Raw genomic sequence first — 18,297 nt, forward strand, 5'->3', positions numbered from 1 at the left:
ATTGCGATACATCTCAATGATGGTTCGGAGAGGAAACGAGATATCCGTTGAAATGGTTCCCAATATTTTTATCGGAACATTTTGAGCCTTTGATTGGTTGGGATGGCAGAACACAATCATTGGAGAGAGAAAATGGGTTACAGTCTTCTTGGTCTGATCATTCTAATTGCCGATCTCTATGCGATTTATCAGGTTCTGACCTCAGGCGCCTCGACCGCGGCCAAGGTGGTCTGGACCCTCGTCATTCTGATCCTGCCTGTCATCGGCTTGATCGCATGGCTGATCGCTGGTCCCCGTGGCAGTAAAGCACATATCTAACAGTATGTTATGAAGAAAAAACGCCCCGATACCAGATCATGGTATCGGGGCGTTTTTTTTGTGGCCTGCACGATCAGGGGCGCAGCAGAGTGAGGCCCGGATGTCGGTTTTGCTGCACCGTTTTAGGTCAGCCAACCTTGACGCCCGGGCATGTCATTCTTAAAAATCAAAAAGATCTTCGAGAAACCCACCGCGTTTTTTCTTGTAGCGTTTTTCGGAATAATGCCGATCTGAATCGCGTTTTTCGGGGCGATGGCTGTCACGCGGCGGCGCGGATTGCTGCGGCGCGGATCGCTCAATGATCTTGTCCAATTCACCGCGATCCAGCCAGACACCCCGGCATTGCGGACAGTAATCGATTTCCACTCCGGCCCGGTCGGTCATGACCAGCTGTGTGCCATCAATTGGACATTGCATCGTTTTCTCCTCACAAAACATGATTGCATTGCAAGTGGGGTCGCTTTTGCCACACGACAAGTCTTGCGGCGCATTATTGCGCGCCCGGCGTCAAAACAACGCAAGCCTCAGCGTACGACATGTACCGCGCAGGACGCGTGGCGCACCACCTGGGTGGCGGTTGAGCCGAGCAACAGATCCTGCATTCCGGGACGGTGTGACGCGATGATGATCAGATCGGGAGAATTGTCTTCGGCCCAATCGAGGATGGCGCGGCCGGAATGGCCGTCGATCAGCAGGCCGCTGGCATTCGGCAGGGTTTTGGCCAGCCCGTCCAACTCTGCCTGCAACGCCTTGCGCGCCGCATCGAGGTAATCAACCGGCATGTAGGAAATCGCATAGGCCGGCACCTGTTCGACCACATGCAACAGCGTGATCTTCGCCTCCGGCGTGGCCAGCAGCCCCGCGAGTTTCAGCGGGCCGCTGACATCGCGATCCGGGTCGAATGAAATCGGGACAAGAATATGGCTGTACATCTGCGCTTTCCTCTGTCTGTGACCGCATCATGGGACAGGCGTATCGTGGGGCAGGCCTGAAGCGCCTGCCTTGATCAAGATCAGCCGCCCACAGATGGGAAACGCGCCACAGATCAAAAGGTTGCCGCGACCTCATACATCACCGGTTCAAAGCTGCGACAAAGCTCATTGATCTTGCGATTGCGGTTGCGCATCTCGGCACTGCGCAACATGGCCATAAAATCCTCGCGCCGGCGCCACTGGGAATAATTGGCAATCCGCGTCTGAGCGTCATTCACATGCAACCCGGCGGAAATGAACCCCGGCTGATGGGAAATAAACTCGGCATAGGCCGCAGTCAGGGCGTCCAGAAGATCCTGGCAGGTGCCCGGTGTCATCTCGAATGTGGTGATGACGGTTTGGGTTTCGGTATTGGTCGCGATCGTCGGCATGGCTTCCTCCGTTGTCCGGGTCCAGCCTACGCCGGTTTGGGAAAATCCGGCAGAGGTTTTTGCCACACCGGGCGGCCAGCCTGCTGTTCCATAAAAAGAGTGGTCAAAAGTGCGAACAACTTTAAGATGTTTTCATGTCTCATCACTTCGCCCGTCTTCTGGCACTGATCCTGACCTGTCTGATGCCTTCGGCGCCGGTCTTTGCCGGGGCGTGGTTACAGCAAAAGGGACAGGGGTTCAGCGCAACCAGCCTGACCCTGCGGCGGGATCTGGCCGCGATAAAGGGGCTGGACGCAGGACAGCGCATCCCGGCTGAGGTTGGCTATTACGGTGAATACGGGCTGCATCCGCGCTGGACCGTGGGGGTGGATCTGAACCTGAGCCGGGGCAGCTCTGCCCATGCGCTGCTGTTCGTGCGCCATCCCCTGCCCCGGCTGGGGCGTGCCAATACGGCGGTGGAACTGGCGCTGGGGCTGAACCAGAGCAGCGCGGTCTGGGCGCCGATGCAGCGGCTGACGTTGTCGTATGGCCGTGGGTTTGACACCCGGTGGCGCGACCGGCCGCTTTCGGGATGGGTGGCATTGGATCTGGGCCATGAATGGCGCAGCAAGGGGCTGGAGCAGACCTGGAAACTGGATGCCACTTTCGGGCTGAACCGCCCCGGCAAATTGGCGCCGCTGTTGCAGGTGGAAACCAGCAAAACGGCTGGAACGTCACTCTCCGTTGCGGTCACCCCCAGTCTGCGAGTGCCACTGGCGCGTCGCTTCGGCAAGGACGCGCCAGAGCTGGTGATTGGCCTACAACACAAGCGGACCGAGACAAGGTCGCTGGGGATCAAACTGGCGATCTGGCACCGGTTCTGACCCCCGTCCGCGCATCTCAAGGCGAGGGTTACTTGTCCACCCGGACGGTCACCTGCACAGTGCCGCGCACCGCCTCGGGCCAGATCAGCTGCACCTGATCGCGACGGCTGCCAACCCGCAGTTTGGTGTGCGGCATGGCGTGGCGATCAGCACCGCCGCTGACCTCCACCGGGCCAATCGCGATGACGCTGTCGACCCCCCGCGCCTGCCCGCGGAACGGCAGCATATCATCGGTATCGACCGTCCAGGTCTTGGCCGTACTGCCCTGCACATGTTCAATCCGCAGCGGATTGGCCACGGCGGCTGAGACATTGTGATAGGTGTTGCCCTCGTAAAAGATGCTCTTGGAGCGACTGAAATCGAGATCCGCAAAACTGGTGTCGACCCGCTCTGCCCGGTCGATGGACCCATTGATGGAGCGGAATTTATTCCCCGACACCGTCATCCCATTGAGGAAATGGCCGCTGCCATAGGGTTTGACCACGATGTAGCTGAACCACCGGGCCACATCACCGGAGAGGAATACATTGTCAGTGATTGACAGCGCGCTGAAGGAAAAGCCGCTGCTGAAATCCGGCCGCGCATCGCGTTCATTGGTCCATTCCACAAAGCAGTTGTCGATGTAATTGTCCGACACGGTGGAGGCGCAATTGGTGCTGGTCAGGATCAGCCCGGCGGTGCGACTGCCATCGGCGACGGTATCGCCCTGAAAGAAGTGGTTGCCGGTCACGGTCTGGTTCTGCCCGCCCAGGAGGGCGAAATGGCGGAACTTGGTCGCACGGTTGTTGCGCAGCTTGGCGTCATTGGCATTCACATTCAGCGCAATGGACTGGCGCGCGGAGACATTCAGCGGCTCCTCATCGGAGAGGAACTGGCAATTGTCCACCAGAATGCCCTGACAGCCCGACCCGATGGAGGTGATACCACGATTGAGAGGACGCGAGATGAAACAGTGATCCAGGCTGAACACCGTGCCCGCAGGCGCAAGACGGATCCCGCTACAACGGCCCGCGCATTGGATTTCCACCTCGGTCATGCCGAATTTGCTGAGCGCGCTGAAACCGCTGAAATCCAGCATGTATTTGAAGTCTCGAAAGGTGAACTGCTGGGTGCCGACCGCATCATAAAGCGGCGCGGTCAGGGTCAGTTCCCGCGCGCCCACGTTTTTGGCCCGGACATAGATCTCGCGCCCGACACCGCTGCCTTCGACCAAGGCGCCGACGGGGATATTGGCGATATTGGCGACATTGGTCAGCTTGCGCGCGTCGCTGGTGCTGTAAGTCGCCTGTGCAGTCACCGTGTCGGTGTCCCAGGCGGCATTGGCGGCAGCCTCCAGCTGGCCATTTCGGATCACCCGGCGGGTGGCATAGCTGGTTTTGTTGGGCACTGCCGCCTGCATGTCGACCGGCCCGCGCAGGGTCACCTTGCGCCCGCAGAGATCGAGCGATTCATGGTCGGCGTTGTTCAAAAGCGCCTGAAACGCCTTCTTGAACCCCAGTTCCTCATCCCCGAAGGCGGCAGCATAGCTGGGGAAATCAAAGTTGCGGGTGAGCAGCAGCATCCGGTTGTTGGGCATGCGGACGGTGCCCTCAAACCGGACCTCATGGTTCATGGAAACCGTGCTGGCGAGGAAGAACTCCCCCGCGGGAACCAGTACACGGCGGCCTGCGGCGGCGGCATCTGCGGCCTCAAAGGCGGCAGTATTGTCGGTGCTGCCATCGCCAATGGCACCATAATCCGTCACATCCACAAGGCTGATCATATCGCGCAGGAACACGCCGGTGACATCGCGTACCTCGATATCCTCAATCCGCACCACGCCGCCGTTTGCCCCGATCAGATCCAGCCCCACATGGGCAAAGCGTGCGGCGCGGCCCCAGGGCATATCGACACCATTGCGACTGCCGGTGCCGACGATGGCTGTGACCTCAACCACCTCGCCGTAGGTGGAGAGGCTGGTGCCCGGCCCGGTTTCCACCACGCCGCCCAGATGGCCGCCGCCGGACTGCCCGGCCCAGGCCGCGATGCGCACTGTGGGAAGGGCGCCGCTGATCGCCTTCACCTTTGCGGTGATCTGCAGATAGCAGCCCAGCGTCAGCATGGTGCGGGTCATATTGCGCAGCTTCTGCACCGAGGTGGTTTTCTGCAGCTCCAGACAGCCGCCGAAATCGGGGTCCGCCGCGACAAAGGCCGCATTGGCCGCCCCCTGATAGGTGTCCGATCCCGGTGTGCCATTGCCGCTGGACCAGTTGTTCAGCCCCTCAGCAAAGGCCGGGGGCATCAGCTCTACGCCGTCAGTGATCGCTATATTCATCAGTCACCCTTTCCAAAACCGCCGTTTCCGGCATCGCAGGCCGCAGCCCGGTTCAATCAGGGAAAGGGTTATACCGGGCCGGATTTAACGCGCTGTCAGAGGGGCGTTCGCAGGGTATGCACCACCCCCGTTGTAGAAGGGGGCGGTCCATTGGTCAGCGAGAGGGCGGGTCAGGCCGTCGGGGCGTCCGCAGTCAGCAGCTGGACAGCGTTGATTTTCCAGCCCGTCGCAGTCTCAACCATCTGATAATAAAGGAGATGCACGCGCCCCTCGGGGTCGGTGATCATGACCCGCTGCCACAGGCCGCCCGCGACATTGCGCAGATCCAGATAGCGCACCTCATCCGGTTGCCAGACCATAGGGTAGCCGGACTGCACCATGGTCGCAAACCGCTCAGAGCTGCCAAACAGTCCCTGGATCATCGGGGACGCACGGGCAAAGGCAGCCTCTGCATCGCCGCGCAGGAAGGCCGCCATCTGATCGCTGATCACCCCGGCAATGGCCGTATCGCGCCCCTCGGCAGAGGCGGAAACAGGCAGCGCCATCATGGCGACGCAGACACTCATCAACATAAACTTGCGCATAAAACATCTCCCTTGATGAGAGATCAGCTAGGCCGCCGCCTGCACCCGTCAATTCACGCCAACCTGACAAAGCCTGCCCCGCAACGGAAAAAGGGCACCCGTCGGGCCGCCCTTTTCAAATGCTTTTCTGTGGTCTGCCAGCTGGTTAGACCAGCTCACCTGCCAGCGCCTGATCAATCAGCTTGATGGTGTCCTCAACCCCGTAAAGGGCGATGAACCCGCCAAACCGCGGGCCTTGGGACGCGCCCAGCAGCACCTCGTAGATGGCCGAGAACCAGGCCCGCAGCGGCTCGAAGCCGTGGATCTTGCCGATGGCAAAGACCACGGATTGCAGGAATTCCTCATCCGCAAAATCCGCCTCGGGCAGTGGATCGGTGTTGCCGGCGAGTTCGTTCTTCTTGGCGATCGCCGCGAGGGCCGCCTCAGACGATTTCAGCGCGTCTGCCAGATCCTGAAGCGCCGCGCGCTCCTGATCGGTGGGCAAGCGGTAGGTCTTCTCCGGTTTCACGAAATCATTGAAATAGGCCACCGCAAAGCCTGCGGCCTGATCCATTGTCGGGTTGCTTTCGGGCGTCGCATCTGGCGCGTATTTGTTGATGAAACCCCACATGGTCGCCTTGTCCTCGGCACTGGAGGCGGAGGCGAGGTTCAGCAGCATCGAGAACGGCACCACCATATCCGACTGCGGAACGTCACCGCCGTGGATGTGCCAGACCGGATTGTTCAGCTGTGCCTTCAGGTCCTGGCCATGATAGGCGCGCAGCTGCTGGTGGTATTCGTCCACCGCCTTGGGGATTACATCGAAATGCATCCGCTTGGCGGTTTTGGGCTTCTGGTACATGAAATACGCGAGGCTCTCGGTCGAGGCATAGGTCAGCCATTCGTCAATCGAGATGCCATTGCCGGAGGTTTTGGAGATCTTCTGGCCGTTGGCATCCAGAAACAGCTCATAGGTGAAATGCTCCGGCGCGCGGTGGCCCAGCACCCGGCAGATGCCGTCGTAGATCGGCGTGTTGGTGGAGTGGTCCTTGCCGTACATCTCAAAATCGACGCCCAGCGCGGCCCAGCGGGCGCCGAAATCCGGCTTCCACTGCAGTTTCACATTGCCGCCGGTCACGGGCAGGGTCCATTCCTTACCGTCCTCATCGTCAAAGGTAACGGTGTAGGTTTCGGCGCAGACCTTCTTCATCGGCACATAGAGGACGCGGCCAGTTTCCGGGTGGATCGGCAGGAAGATCGAATAGGTCTGGCGGCGCTCTTCGCGCAGGGACTTCAGCATGATCGCCATGACGTCGTCGTATTTGTCGACCGCGCGCTTCAGCACCTCGTCGAACTGGCCGGATTCATAGAATTCCTTGGCCGAGTAGAAGTCATACTCAAAACCAAAGGTGTCCAGGAAGCGGCGCAGCATGGCATTGTTGTGATGGCCAAAGCTCTCATGCGTGCCGAAGGGATCCGGAACGCTGGTCAGCGGCTTTTGCAGATGGTCCTGCAGGCTCTCTGGGTTGGGGACATTGCCCGGCACCTTGCGCATGCCGTCGAGATCATCCGAGAAGCAGATCAGCTTCGTCGGGATGTCGGAAATCACCTCAAAGGCGGTTTTGATCATGGTGGTGCGGGCGACCTCGCCGAAGGTGCCGATATGCGGCAGGCCGGAGGGGCCATAGCCGGTTTCAAACAGAACATAGCCCTTCTCCGGCGCGCCCTTGGCATAACGTTTGAGAACCCGGCGGGCTTCTTCAAACGGCCAGGCTTTGCTCTTCAGAGCTTCTTCGCGCAGATCAGACATTGTTTTCTCCATCGGCAACCGGGCACTGCTCCGGTCGGGCTGCCTGCCGCCACGGGTGGTGCCGCTATGGGCGGCGATATTACGGGCGGCAAACCACTGCCGGGCACCCCATGCACCCGGTCGGCCTCACCTATGGCGGCAGGCGAAATGAGTCAAGAAACAGCAGCCCTGACACCCCTTCCATGCCGGTCCCTGCGGCGGAATATGCACGATGACGCATTGTCCCGTTGATCGGGGTCCACACGATGCCTATTCTTCTATGCAGAACACATGCCAATTTACTGGATTTCATAATGAACACCCAAACCGCCCATCCCTTTACCCCGCAGGATTGCCTTGTTGCGCTGATGGTGGCGGTGTCGGCCTCGGATGAGAATATCCGCACCGCTGAACTGGTGAAGATCCAGTCGGCGGTGAATATGCTGCCCGTGTTTGCCGATTACGATATTGACCGGGTCAATCGCACCTCGCAGACGGTGTTTGACCTGTTTGAGCAGGAAGACGGGCTGGACGCGCTGTTTGGGCTGATCCGTGAGGATCTGCCGGAGCGCCTGTTTGAGACCGCTTATGCGCTGGCCTGCGATGTGGCTGCCGCCGATGGCAGCCTGGCGGAGTCCGAACTGCGGCTTTTGGAAGAGATCCGTTATGAGCTGAACATCGACCGCCTGCACGCCGCCGCCATCGAACGCGGTGCCCGCGCCCGGCATATGGTCTGATGTGACCGAGGTACGGGCAGGCAGGGACAAGCAGGTATGACAGCGCTCACCACCGCCCCCCGGCTGACAACTGCGCGTTTGGTCCTGCGCGGGCCTGAGCGCGGCGATCTGCCCGCCTTTACCCGTTTTATGACCAGCGCGCCTTCGATGGTTGCGCAGGGCGAGACGATCACCGCAGATCAGGCCTGGTTTGGGTTTCTGACCGGGGTTGGCCACTGGCAGTGGCATGGCTTTGGCTTCTTTACGGTCACATTGCGAGAGAGCGGCGAGCATGTCGGTCGCGTCGGTCTGATCAAACACTCCAACTGGCCGGAGATTGAGCTGGCCTGGCATCTGTTTGAAGGGGCCGAGGGACAGGGTTTTGCCACCGAAGCCGCCGTGGCCGTGAGGACATGGGCCACCGAGGATCTGGGGCTGGATCACCTCTACAGCTATATTGATCACGACAATCTACGGTCGCAGGCAGTGGCAAGGCGGCTGGGGGCTGTCACCGAAGGCACCCGCGCCCCGCATGAGCCGCAGGCAGAGATCTGGGTCCACACAATGGCGGGCGGTTAGCGTAGTTGGCCGGGGCCCACGGCCGAGCCCCAGAACAAGCCGGGATAGAGGCACACAGGCGGATTAGACACAGGCGGATAAAGCCGCGCCTATGGTCTTGCACCGGATCAGCTGCCGTAAACCCGCCCCCAGCGCTCAATCAATTTTTGCTGCACCTGTTTGGCGCGGCGGTTCCAGGATCTTGCCCCCTGCGGGCGTTCGCGTTCCGCCCGTGATATGCGGGAGCGCGCCTTCTGATCGGCACTGAAAATGGCAAAGGCCAGCACGGTGCCATCGGTGGCGGTCATGAACCCGCCAAGACCAGATACGAAGTTGAGCGTACCGGTTTTGGCCGCGACCTTGATCGGATGGCCCTTCTGAATGCGGCCCTTGCTGTCGCGCATGGGGAAGGATTTCAGCAAAGGCTTCAACCGCCCATCCCGATAGGAGGCCACCAGCGCGCTGACCATATCATCGGGGGTCACCCGCGAAGCCTCGCCCAGACCGGAGTGATCCACCAGCCGGGTATTGGCCATACCATAGGTGGCCTGCGCCCAGCGGTTCATCGCCCCGGCAGAGTCCTTCAGCGTGCGGGGCCGTCCGCCGCGCGCCTGCGTGGCCGCCAGACCGATCATTTCGGCCATCAGATTGTTGGAATATTTCAGCGTCGCTTTCAGCATCAGATCCAGCGGCGGGCTGTTGTGATGGGCCACCACCTGCCCCGAGGGGCGCGATCTGGCGATCTTCGGCGCTGGCAGTTTGATGCCATTGGCACGCGCCATGGTGCGGAAGACATCCGCCGCATAAGCGCCCGGATGGCGCACCGGCAGCCAGCGCGCGCCGCCTTTGCCCAGCGCCTTGCTGGCGACCGTCCAGCGGTCGGTATCCTTGCCCTCGGAGTAGCTATAGACCGGCAGGCTGCGCTGGGCGATTTTCATCGTCGCAACAGAGACTTCGGGGCGATATTTCTTGGTCCGGGCATCCATGGTCACGGCCCAGCCCTGGCCCGCACGCTTCCATTCGAAATGGACCCGGTTGTAATTGAGCGCCAGCCCTGAAATCGCCGGGCTGTATCCCACGTGATCGGGCTGGCCGGGATCAATCGACTTGATCTGTGGCAGCGCGCCCTCCCAGACGCGGAAGGCGCCGCGCACCTCGCGGATGCCCGCAGCGTTGAGCGCCTTGGCCAGCTGCGCCAGAGTGTCGGTGTTCAGCATCGGATCGCCGCCACCCACCAGCACCAGATCGCCCGCCACCACACCGCCGCTGATGCCGCCAGTCGCGACAATCTGCGTGGTAAAGCGATGGTCCGCCCCCAGCGCATCCAGCGCATAAAGCGCGGTCAGCGCCTTGGCGACACTGGCGGGCGGCAAACCCGCACCTGCCCCTTCGGCCTCCAGCCGCAGACCGGTTTTCACATCTGCCACCGCGCAGGCGACCTCCCCCGAGAGGCCCGCCCGGGACAACAGCCCCTTCAGCCCGCCACCCGCGCTGATCAGACTGGCCGGATCCCGCGCCACTGGGCGCAGAGAGATCGCAGGCGCATTGGCCAGCGCAGTATTCGCCGCCACAGAGGCAAGGCAGGAGGTCAGGAAAAAACGTCGCGAAATCATATTAGCAATAGTCTACTCAAAACCCCTACAATTCTGCAAACGCGCCACAGGTTTTTATGTCGCGGGGCCGCGGAGATCTGGCCGCTTTCCCCGGAGGTGGATGCCTGTTACCGCTGGCGCGATGGTACGGGCAGTGATGATCATGTTTGTCGCCATGTCAATGATCCCTGCCGGGGACCTTTGCGGGAAACTGCTCACATCGGGCGGTCTGGCGACACCGGGATTTGTGGCGTGGTCACGGTTTGCAATCGGCACAGTATTGGTGCTGCCCTTTGCCTGTCGCGGGGCGTGGCCGCTGTTTGGCGACTGGCGGCTGTGGCTGCGGGCCGCCCTGCTGAGCGGTGGCATCCTGTCCATTCAGATCGCTCTCAAGACGGAGCCGTTGGCGAATGTTTTTGCTGCCTTCTTTGTCGGGCCGATTGTCAGCTATGGTCTATCGGTGCTGCTGCTGCGTGAACCGGTGACGCTGGCGCGCAGCCTGTTGATGGCGGTGGGGTTCTGTGGCGTGCTGCTGGTTGTGCGCCCCGGTCTTGGCGGGTCGGCCAATCTGATCTGGGCCGCAGTCGCAGGCGTCTGCTATGGTGGTTTCCTTACCAGCTCGCGCTGGCTGTCACATCTGGGCACGCCGTTGCAGCTGAGCCTGACACAGCTGTCGATCAGCGCATTGCTGACCCTGCCACTGGGGCTGGCTTCCCTGCCCGCCCCCAGTCTGAGCACCGCCGCACTGACCTTTGGCAGCGCCGGGTTTTCGATGCTGGGCAATCTTCTGCTGCTGTTTGCCTATGCGCAGGCGCCCGCATCGCGTCTGGCGCCGCTGGTCTATTTCCAGCTGATCGCAGCGGTGTCGCTTGGGTGGTGGGCGTTTGCGCAATGGCCCGACCCGCTGACCTGGGCTGGGCTTGCGGTGGTGATCGGAGCCGGGCTTCTCTCAGCGCGGCTGCGTCGCTGACCAATCGCCCCGCGCCCGGATCTCGCTTGAGCTGGCATTGACCATTGGTACATTCACAAAACACCAGGCCGGTGCGCAGGCCTTTGCCAACAGGCGGCTTTGCCCGCCCTTCAGCCGGTAGGGCGCATAAAGCCGCGCCGCCGGTGACAGTCGCGCCGAAATCCGGTCTCCGGGCCGTGCCAGCACCCCCACCGGCACCGTCTCAAGGATCTGCTGCCAATCCTTCCAGCGATGAAAATCCGCCAGATTATCCGCCCCCATCAGCCAAACAAACCGCACCCCGGGATGGCGTTTGCGCAGGCTGCGCAGGGTTTCGGCAGTGTAGCGCGTGCCAATATCGGCCTCGATCCCGCTGATCTGCACACGGGGGTGATCCATCAGCTCCTGCGCTGCCGCGATCCGCCGCTCTAGGGGGGCTGGCGGATGCGCCTTCAGCGGATTGCCGGGGGAAACCAGCCAGACCAGCTGATCCAGCCCGAACCGTTTCAACGCGGCAAGCGAGATCGCCCGGTGCCCCTCATGCGGCGGATCAAAGGAGCCGCCCAACAGACCAACAGTGGTTCCGGGCGGGATATGGGGCAGGCGATGCATCATACCCGCCTTGATGCACAGAGTTAGGAGAGAGATCAATCAGGTGTTGTGGGCCTGCCGAAGAACAGGTTGCGTTTCTCACACCTACTGGCCTGCCTGAAGCGAAACCTCGTGGCAGTCCAGCCTGGAAATCTGCGGGGCGCGCATCGACGACATAGGCACGTAGCCTTAAACCAGTTCTCTTCCTGTTTCACGGAGTAGCCCTGCAGCCCAGACAGACAGGGGCGCTGCCCCTCGGCCTTATGGCCTCACCCCGGAGTATTTGAAGAAAGGTGAGACAGTAAATCACCTGTCATCTTTCCAGCAAGTACTCTGGGGTCCGGGGCAAAGCCCCGGCGACAACAGGCCTGACAGGACGTCCCACACGGCAGGCCGGGAGCGGGCGTGCTGCGGGGCGTCCCGCACCGATAGAAACTGCAAGAGCCGCCGCCTGCATCCCGCATTGCCCCGGCCCGCCCCATCCGTTATCACACCAGCCAGCGAAATTCCCCCATCACGGAGCAGTCACATGGCCGCCTATCAATACGTCTACCACATGCAGGGTGTCTCCAAGACCTACCCGGGTGGCAAGAAATGCTTTGAAAACATTCACCTGTCCTTTCTCCCCGGTGTGAAAATCGGTGTGGTCGGCGTCAACGGCGCCGGTAAATCGACGCTGATGAAAATCATGGCCGGTCTGGATACCGATTTCACCGGTGAGGCCTGGGCGGCTGAGGGCGCCAAGGTTGGCTATCTGCCGCAGGAGCCGAAGCTGGACGAGAGCCTCACCGTGCGTGAAAACGTCATGCTGGGTGTCAAAGCCAAGAAAGACAAGGTCGACCGTTTCAATCAGATCGCGGTCGAGATGGCCGAGAACTACACCGATGAGCTGATGGAAGAGATGACCGCGCTGCAAGACAGCATTGATGCGGAAAACCTCTGGGATCTGGACAGCCAGATCGACATCTCGATGGAGGCGCTGCGTTGTCCGCCGGATGATGCGGAGATCGCCAATCTCTCGGGCGGTGAGCGTCGCCGCGTGGCGCTGTGCAAGCTCTTGCTCGAAGCCCCGGAAATGCTGCTGCTTGACGAACCGACCAACCACCTTGATGCGGAAACCATCGCCTGGCTGCAACAGCACCTGATCGACTACAAGGGCACCATCCTCTGCGTCACCCACGACCGCTATTTCCTTGATGATATCACCAGCTGGATCCTTGAATTGGATCGCGGCAAGGGCATTCCTTATGAGGGCAACTACTCTGCCTGGCTGGAACAAAAGGCCAAACGTCTGGAGCAGGAAGCGCGCGAAGACAAATCCAAGCAGAAAACGCTGGAACGCGAATTGGAGTGGATGCGTCAGGGCGCGAAGGCCCGTCAGGCCAAGTCCAAGGCCCGGATCAACGCCTATAACGATCTGGCCAGCCAGTCCGAGCGTGAGAAGCTGACCCGCGCCCAGATTGTCATCCCCAATGGCCCGCGTCTTGGCTCCAAGGTGATCGAGGTTGACGGCATTTCCAAACACTACGGCGACAAACAGCTGGTTGAGGGGCTGTCCTTTGACCTGCCCCCCGGCGGCATCGTCGGCGTGATCGGCCCCAACGGCGCGGGTAAATCAACCCTGTTCCGCATGCTGACCGGCCAGGAACAGCCCGATGAGGGCAATGTCAGCTATGGCGACACCGTGAAGCTCTCCTATGTGGATCAGTCGCGCGATGATCTGGATGACAATGAAACCGTCTGGGAAGCGATCTCCGGCGGCGCTGAAATCATCGAACTGGGTGATGCGCAGGTCAATTCCCGCGCCTATTGCTCGTCGTTCAACTTCAAGGGCGGCGATCAGCAGAAAAAATTGAGCCTCCTGTCCGGTGGTGAGCGCAACCGCGTTCACATGGCGCGCCTGCTGAAAGAGGGCGGCAACGTTCTCCTGCTCGACGAACCGACCAACGATCTGGACGTGGAAACCCTGCGGGCGCTGGAAGACGCGCTGGTGGATTTCGCCGGCTGCGCCGTGGTAATCTCGCACGACCGTTTCTTCCTCGACCGGATCTGTACGCATATTCTGGCGTTTGAGGGTGACGCCCATGTGGAGTGGTTCGAGGGCAACTTCGAGGACTACGAAGAAGACAAGAAACGCCGTCTCGGCCCCGACGCGCTGGAGCCCAAGCGGTTGAAGCACAAGAAGTTTGTGAGATAGCGCTTGGGAAAAGCCGCTTGGAGCTACTTTGGCGCCTTCGCTGTATGTCTCAGTGTGATCTTCGGCGCTGTATCATTTGCAGCCTTATACCTGGGCGAACGATGGTTCGCCCAGAACAAGGCTTTGACAGTGACACATTCAATATATCTGGTTGTTATTCTATTTCTTTTGTACTGTCTTGCTCATCGCCCTCACAGGCAGAACTTTCCCCTTCCCAGAGTTAGGAAGGTGCTAAGTGAGGACGCATCGCAAAGTGTACTACTTATCGACCCATGCTCTTGGCTAAGCAACCAAACCGCTGTTGCGCTGTTCAAAGTCGAAGATGATGTTGAAAGATTGATCGCAGTTGGTGAAGTTATTCTCGTTCAACAGAATAGCTTTGTTCAGATTGCTTGCCGTATTCCGGAAGCATTTGAGGGTGAGCTACCAAAAATTTCCGATATCAAAGAAAAGATTGCAGTGAAGCCGGGGATAAACCAACAATGATTGACGATGAGTACTCACATCTCGCTCGCGTTGTCCAGATTGTAGACGACTACGAGGTTGTAGTTAATCGAGGTACGACACACGGGCTGAAAAACGGCGATCACTTCATGGTCTTCGCTGTTGGTGATGAAATATTTGATCCAGAAACAAACGAGAGCTTGGGGCGTTTGGAAACAGTCAGAGGGCGCACAGTTGTTACCCATGCCCAAGCGAACATGTCGACACTACGTTCAATAACCAAACTAGAGGTTAGTAGTGGAAGGCGGATTTATCGCAAGCCAAGCGGTGCTTTGGGAACGTTGAACGCGTTGGCAGGTATAACCTACGGCATGCGTGAAGAAGAAATCGTCGAAGAGCCAAATAAGAAACTTGCTGAGTTGAATGCTACTATTGGCGACTATGTAAAGCCAATTTAACTCTCGATCCGGGGAACACTACAGCCCCCCGCCTGACCTTTGGGGAGGTGCGCATGCGCCTTCGTCATACTGAATGCGTGCCTCTGGCACGTGGGGAAGGTTAGGCGCGAGTCGTGGTACTGCGCGCCACGTCCCAGATGCCGTCCCTCCAAACCCTTTCCAAGCACCGACATGGCATCGGCATAATTTGAACAAAATCATCGCTAGTCTTTAACCATATTCTCACGATGCCCCCGGCGAGAACCGCTAGGGGATAGGGCCAGAGAAAGGGCGGAGCATGGCAGGGATTGGTATTCTGGTAGGCGTCATCGGCGGGCTGAATGCCGCTATTCTGGGCTATACGCTGATCGGTCTCTCCTTCGGGATGAGCTTGCTGCTGTATCCGCTGTTCGGAGTCCCCTCGGCAATGCTGGCGATCCTGTTGCTCTGGATGCAGAAAACCGCGCGCGAGTCGTTTGGGCAGGAGGCGCTGGACGATTTGGCGCAGGCCGCCCATCCGGAGTTTGCCGGGAAACCCGCACGCGCCTGATCTTTTTGCAAAAACCCCGCACACAACGCGATTTTGCGCGCTATACGCGCGCACCTGTGCTGTTCCTGCCATAAATCGCGAATAAGCTGCAACACATGCCACTATACTCGCCGCCTGACCGTAAGGCGTATTGATTGCACGGCCTACTTTAGGTCTGATTTACCTCAATTGATGTGAGGGTGCGATGGCTTGGCTGGCGATGTTAACGAGTGCTGGGGTGACGATGTTGATCACCGTGCTGGGCCATGTGGCCTATGACCTTCCGATCTGGGGCCTGTTTCTGCTCTACTCCGGCCTCGGCGGGCTGCTTGGACTGGGGCTCACTCTGTGCCTGATGATCAAAAGCGGCGGGTTTTCGCGCAAGATGACGGCGCAAAATTCGCAGGATTAGTCAATTTCAGGATGGCTATCAGCTTATACCCAACCAAAATGATCACCTAATTCCTCTTTCAAAACAACACCCTAACGGAACAACTGTGACGGGCGAGGCGGTGACCAGCCCAGACGTTAACCAGATCTATAGAAAATTTGAACTATTCTTGTGGATATCAAAGCGTTGCGATCCGCTTAAAAAATTGTAGATTAATTGCAACTCAACCCAAAGGGTAGGACCATGGCGTGGATCGGGATCATTGTGGGCACTTTTGCAGGGATTTTCTCTGCTGTGGCGGCCTACGCCCTCTATGCGATGCCCCTCTGGTATAGTGTGATGCTCTATCCAACTGTCGGGACAACAAGTGCGATTTTGACGATTCTGGTCATGAGCCATCTGCCGCCCGGATTACGCCCAATGGCGCAGCCGCAGCGGGATGAGCTGCAGCGCACTGCCTGAAGCGGCGCCCTTGACAGGCATCTGCCCGGACCGTGACACCCGTTACCTCTACCCCTTGGCCCAGCTGACGATCTGCCCTGCCCGCATGGCACCGGCTTGTCGTTTCTGCTCCTTGCCACGGGCAAAGCGCACCAATGTCGGGATCCCCTTGATACGATAGCGCGCGCCAGTGGACTGATGGGTCTGGGTGTTCAGCTTGACCAGCCGCACCTGCCCCTTCAGCGATTTTGCCGCCTCGGCAAAATCCGGCGCCATCATCTTGCAGGGGCCACACCAAGGCGCCCAGAAATCCACCACCAGCGGCAGATCATCCTGTGCCGCAGCCTTTTGCAGGGTTGCCGGATCGACATCTACCGGCCCCGCCGGGATCAGCGCCGCACCACAGGTGCCGCATTTGGGACCCGCGGCCAGACGGTCCTCCGGCACGCGGTTCAGCTGCGCACAGCTGAGGCAGGTCAGGGTTTTGGCGCCCATGTCGCGATCACTCCTTGCAGAAGGCCGCTGGTGCGACCTCCTTCCCGATATACGGGAGACTGCGCGCGGGACAAGGCCCTGCCGACGCGCGCCCCTGCGGCCTGCGCCTAGAAGGTCAGCTTTGCCCCCAGAATGACGCTATGGGACCGCACGCTGGCGTCGCCGGTGCGCCGGGGCAGGATCAGCGGCACAAACCCATCGTTGAACAGATACTCAGCGCCCAATGTGACATTGGGAGCCACCGCTACCTCCATCCCCAGAATGACCTGCGACATCGATTCCCATTCGGTCCCCGATGCCCCCTGCCGCCCGTGACTGGCCGACAGCGAATAAACCGCAGGGCGCCCCAGAAACTCACTCCGGTAGCGCCCCTGCAGCGTCAGCGCGCTGACCTTGTGGTCGGTGGCGGGCCAGCGGTCGGTGGTCTGGGTGAATTCTGCCATGACGTCAAACCGCTCCCCGCTGAGGGTAGCGTGGACATCCCAGGCGCCGTTCCAGCCGCGATCAATGCCGCTGCCGGGCGGATGATGGGCGATGGTGCTGTCGTAGATGGTGCCCCGCAGGAAGCCCGCGCCAAGTTTCAGCCCCAGCCCGTTGGCCAGCGGGATGCGATGGGCCGCGTTCAGCGCGTAGTTGGTGTAGTGATCATCGTTCTTCGGACTGCTGACCACCCGGTTGCCGCGATGGTTGCGGATGATCGACAGGGACAGCTCGGTCCGGTCGGTGATATAGCCGATCTCAATCAGCGGATCCTTGGTCTGAGCCCAGAAGTAGTGGCTGCTATGGGTGTGGGTGAAGGGCGCGTAGCTGGCAAAATTACCGAAGTTCACGGTCTTGCGCCCCACCGCCACGTAGAAAGGTGAGCGGTCCAAATTGCCGATGGCCAGCCAGGCTTTGCGCAGCTGGATATCATTCTGACCGGGGTATTCGACCTCGGTATATTCTCCCTGCACAAAGGCCGTCAGCACCGACGTGGTCACGGTGGCGGTGAGCGAAATATCATTGATCACGCCATAGGTATCAGAGGTGCCGCTGGTATGGGTCGGCGGCAGGCGCGACAGGATCGGAAATTTGCCGGGCGTATTGGTGTTCTCATAGATCACCGTGCCCAGAAAGCGCCCGCCAAAGGTGATCTTGTTGATGCCCAGCTGTCCGGACTGCCGTGCGCGCAGGGCAATCGCGACCTTGTTGGTCACATCCTCCTGCCGGTCCAGCATCCGTTCTGAATAGCGCAGCGAGGTTGCGAGAAAACCACCCCCCTCCTGCGCCTTACTCGTGTGGGCTGCGGTCATGCCCACAGCCATCGTCAGCGCGGCCAAGACCGCGCGCCCCCCAAATGAAACAGTCACAATCGTTACTCCAGTATATGACCCCCGACAGACCGCCAGCCGTGCTGCGCACAACACCCGGCCGATTTCAGACAGGGTCAGTCCGGTTGCAGGCAAAACAGGCCCAACACCAAACCGTTAGAAATAACGCATACCCCCGTGCGACCAAGCCGGTGGAACTGCCCCCGCAGCCGCGCCGGAAATACTGTCGCCAATCACTGAAATCCGCCGAAACTGGCGGTGGATCAGAAACGCGATCCGATCACAGGGTATCACAGCTTCGTGATCTGACGAAGCCTGATCTGCCACGGGGACAACGGCCTGACTGCGGGCAGCTGTTGCACCGACGTCGCGCAGGCCATGGTGCAATCGACCCGCACCGGGGCACCTATTGACCGGATTGTCCCCACCCCGCAGAC

General features: G+C 60.1%; 21 protein-coding genes. 11 read left to right on the forward strand and 10 right to left on the reverse strand.

Annotated features, from left to right (window positions below; translation table 11 throughout):
* Nucleotides 1–132 precede the first annotated feature (132 nt).
* Complete coding sequence (locus tag D1820_RS07775; protein WP_096872127.1) at nt 133–318, forward strand: PLDc N-terminal domain-containing protein; 186 nt, start codon at nt 133–135, stop codon at nt 316–318.
* Between the two features lie 159 nt (nt 319–477).
* Here D1820_RS07775 and D1820_RS07780 read toward each other — a convergent pair whose 3' ends face one another.
* The 3 genes from D1820_RS07780 to D1820_RS07790 all read right to left on the reverse strand — a co-directional run bounded on the left by D1820_RS07780 (nt 478) and on the right by D1820_RS07790 (nt 1,681).
* Nucleotides 478–735 carry a zf-TFIIB domain-containing protein gene (locus D1820_RS07780; protein ID WP_061049878.1) on the reverse strand — a complete coding sequence of 86 codons (258 nt, stop codon included), beginning with the start codon at nt 733–735 and terminating at the stop codon, nt 478–480.
* Between the two features lie 107 nt (nt 736–842).
* The gene (locus tag D1820_RS07785) at nt 843–1,250 is read right to left on the reverse strand and encodes a universal stress protein (RefSeq protein WP_040173479.1); all 408 of its coding nucleotides are present in this window, start codon (nt 1,248–1,250) and stop codon (nt 843–845) included.
* 113 nt (nt 1,251–1,363) lie between these two features.
* Nucleotides 1,364–1,681 (reverse strand): antibiotic biosynthesis monooxygenase, encoded by a 318-nt coding sequence (locus tag D1820_RS07790; protein ID WP_118068437.1) that lies wholly within the window; start codon nt 1,679–1,681, stop codon nt 1,364–1,366.
* Nucleotides 1,682–1,815: 134 nt separating this feature from the next.
* Between D1820_RS07790 and D1820_RS07795 the strand changes: the two genes are divergently transcribed.
* Entirely contained in the window at nt 1,816–2,544 is a 729-nt protein-coding gene (locus D1820_RS07795; RefSeq protein ID WP_254683382.1) for a hypothetical protein, read from the forward strand.
* Nucleotides 2,545–2,572: 28 nt separating this feature from the next.
* Here D1820_RS07795 and D1820_RS07800 read toward each other — a convergent pair whose 3' ends face one another.
* From D1820_RS07800 to D1820_RS07810, 3 genes are all read right to left on the reverse strand, one after another.
* Nucleotides 2,573–4,858, reverse strand: a complete 2,286-nt coding sequence (locus D1820_RS07800; protein ID WP_118068438.1) for a glycosyl hydrolase family 28-related protein — start codon at nt 4,856–4,858, stop codon at nt 2,573–2,575.
* Between the two features lie 170 nt (nt 4,859–5,028).
* Nucleotides 5,029–5,442 (reverse strand): DUF4864 domain-containing protein, encoded by a 414-nt coding sequence (locus D1820_RS07805; RefSeq protein WP_118068439.1) that lies wholly within the window; start codon nt 5,440–5,442, stop codon nt 5,029–5,031.
* Nucleotides 5,443–5,587: 145 nt separating this feature from the next.
* Nucleotides 5,588–7,231, reverse strand: coding sequence for a lysine--tRNA ligase (locus tag D1820_RS07810; protein ID WP_096789631.1), 1,644 nt, complete (start codon nt 7,229–7,231; stop codon nt 5,588–5,590).
* A gap of 293 nt (nt 7,232–7,524) precedes the next feature.
* Here D1820_RS07810 and D1820_RS07815 point away from each other — a divergent pair, with 293 nt between their 5' ends.
* Both D1820_RS07815 and D1820_RS07820 read left to right on the forward strand, forming a co-directional pair.
* Nucleotides 7,525–7,947, forward strand: coding sequence for a tellurite resistance TerB family protein (locus D1820_RS07815; protein ID WP_014875525.1), 423 nt, complete (start codon nt 7,525–7,527; stop codon nt 7,945–7,947).
* Between the two features lie 36 nt (nt 7,948–7,983).
* Nucleotides 7,984–8,505, forward strand: coding sequence for a GNAT family N-acetyltransferase (locus tag D1820_RS07820; protein WP_118068440.1), 522 nt, complete (start codon nt 7,984–7,986; stop codon nt 8,503–8,505).
* A 107-nt stretch (nt 8,506–8,612) separates the two neighbouring features.
* On the opposite strand, the gene dacB is transcribed toward D1820_RS07820, so the two are convergent.
* On the reverse strand, nt 8,613–10,097 hold the full coding sequence (dacB, locus tag D1820_RS07825; RefSeq protein ID WP_118068441.1) for a D-alanyl-D-alanine carboxypeptidase/D-alanyl-D-alanine-endopeptidase: 1,485 nt from the start codon (nt 10,095–10,097) through the stop codon (nt 8,613–8,615).
* A gap of 100 nt (nt 10,098–10,197) precedes the next feature.
* Here dacB and D1820_RS07830 point away from each other — a divergent pair, with 100 nt between their 5' ends.
* Nucleotides 10,198–11,046, forward strand: coding sequence for a DMT family transporter (locus tag D1820_RS07830; RefSeq protein WP_254683383.1), 849 nt, complete (start codon nt 10,198–10,200; stop codon nt 11,044–11,046).
* Here the strand turns inward: D1820_RS07830 and D1820_RS07835 are convergent.
* Entirely contained in the window at nt 11,026–11,640 is a 615-nt protein-coding gene (locus D1820_RS07835) for a nicotinate-nucleotide adenylyltransferase (RefSeq protein ID WP_118068442.1), read from the reverse strand. The genes D1820_RS07830 and D1820_RS07835 overlap by 21 nt on opposite strands.
* Nucleotides 11,641–12,145: 505 nt before the next feature.
* Between D1820_RS07835 and ettA the strand changes: the two genes are divergently transcribed.
* The 6 genes from ettA (at nt 12,146) to D1820_RS07865 (ending at nt 16,076) form a co-directional block, all read left to right on the forward strand.
* Entirely contained in the window at nt 12,146–13,813 is a 1,668-nt protein-coding gene (ettA, locus tag D1820_RS07840; protein WP_118068443.1) for an energy-dependent translational throttle protein EttA, read from the forward strand.
* 3 nt (nt 13,814–13,816) lie between these two features.
* Entirely contained in the window at nt 13,817–14,299 is a 483-nt protein-coding gene (locus D1820_RS07845; RefSeq protein ID WP_118068444.1) for a hypothetical protein, read from the forward strand.
* Nucleotides 14,296–14,715, forward strand: coding sequence for a hypothetical protein (locus D1820_RS07850; RefSeq protein WP_118068445.1), 420 nt, complete (start codon nt 14,296–14,298; stop codon nt 14,713–14,715). Before D1820_RS07845 ends, D1820_RS07850 begins: the two co-directional genes overlap by 4 nt.
* A 277-nt stretch (nt 14,716–14,992) precedes the next feature.
* Complete coding sequence (locus tag D1820_RS07855) at nt 14,993–15,244, forward strand: hypothetical protein (RefSeq protein WP_024096287.1); 252 nt, start codon at nt 14,993–14,995, stop codon at nt 15,242–15,244.
* A 217-nt stretch (nt 15,245–15,461) separates the two neighbouring features.
* The gene (locus D1820_RS07860) at nt 15,462–15,635 is read left to right on the forward strand and encodes a hypothetical protein (protein ID WP_254683401.1); all 174 of its coding nucleotides are present in this window, start codon (nt 15,462–15,464) and stop codon (nt 15,633–15,635) included.
* A 222-nt stretch (nt 15,636–15,857) separates the two neighbouring features.
* On the forward strand, nt 15,858–16,076 hold the full coding sequence (locus tag D1820_RS07865) for a hypothetical protein (protein ID WP_118068447.1): 219 nt from the start codon (nt 15,858–15,860) through the stop codon (nt 16,074–16,076).
* 48 nt (nt 16,077–16,124) lie between these two features.
* Here the strand turns inward: D1820_RS07865 and trxC are convergent, their stop codons facing one another.
* Both trxC and D1820_RS07875 read right to left on the reverse strand, forming a co-directional pair.
* Nucleotides 16,125–16,550, reverse strand: coding sequence for a thioredoxin TrxC (gene trxC, locus D1820_RS07870; RefSeq protein WP_118068448.1), 426 nt, complete (start codon nt 16,548–16,550; stop codon nt 16,125–16,127).
* Nucleotides 16,551–16,657: 107 nt separating this feature from the next.
* A complete protein-coding gene (locus D1820_RS07875) occupies nt 16,658–17,899 on the reverse strand; it encodes a hypothetical protein (protein WP_118068449.1) in 1,242 nt (413 codons plus the stop codon).
* Nucleotides 17,900–18,297: the final 398 nt, after the last annotated feature.

The sequence above is a fragment of the Phaeobacter sp. LSS9 genome (assembly GCF_003443595.1).
Lineage (GTDB): Bacteria > Pseudomonadota > Alphaproteobacteria > Rhodobacterales > Rhodobacteraceae > Phaeobacter > Phaeobacter piscinae.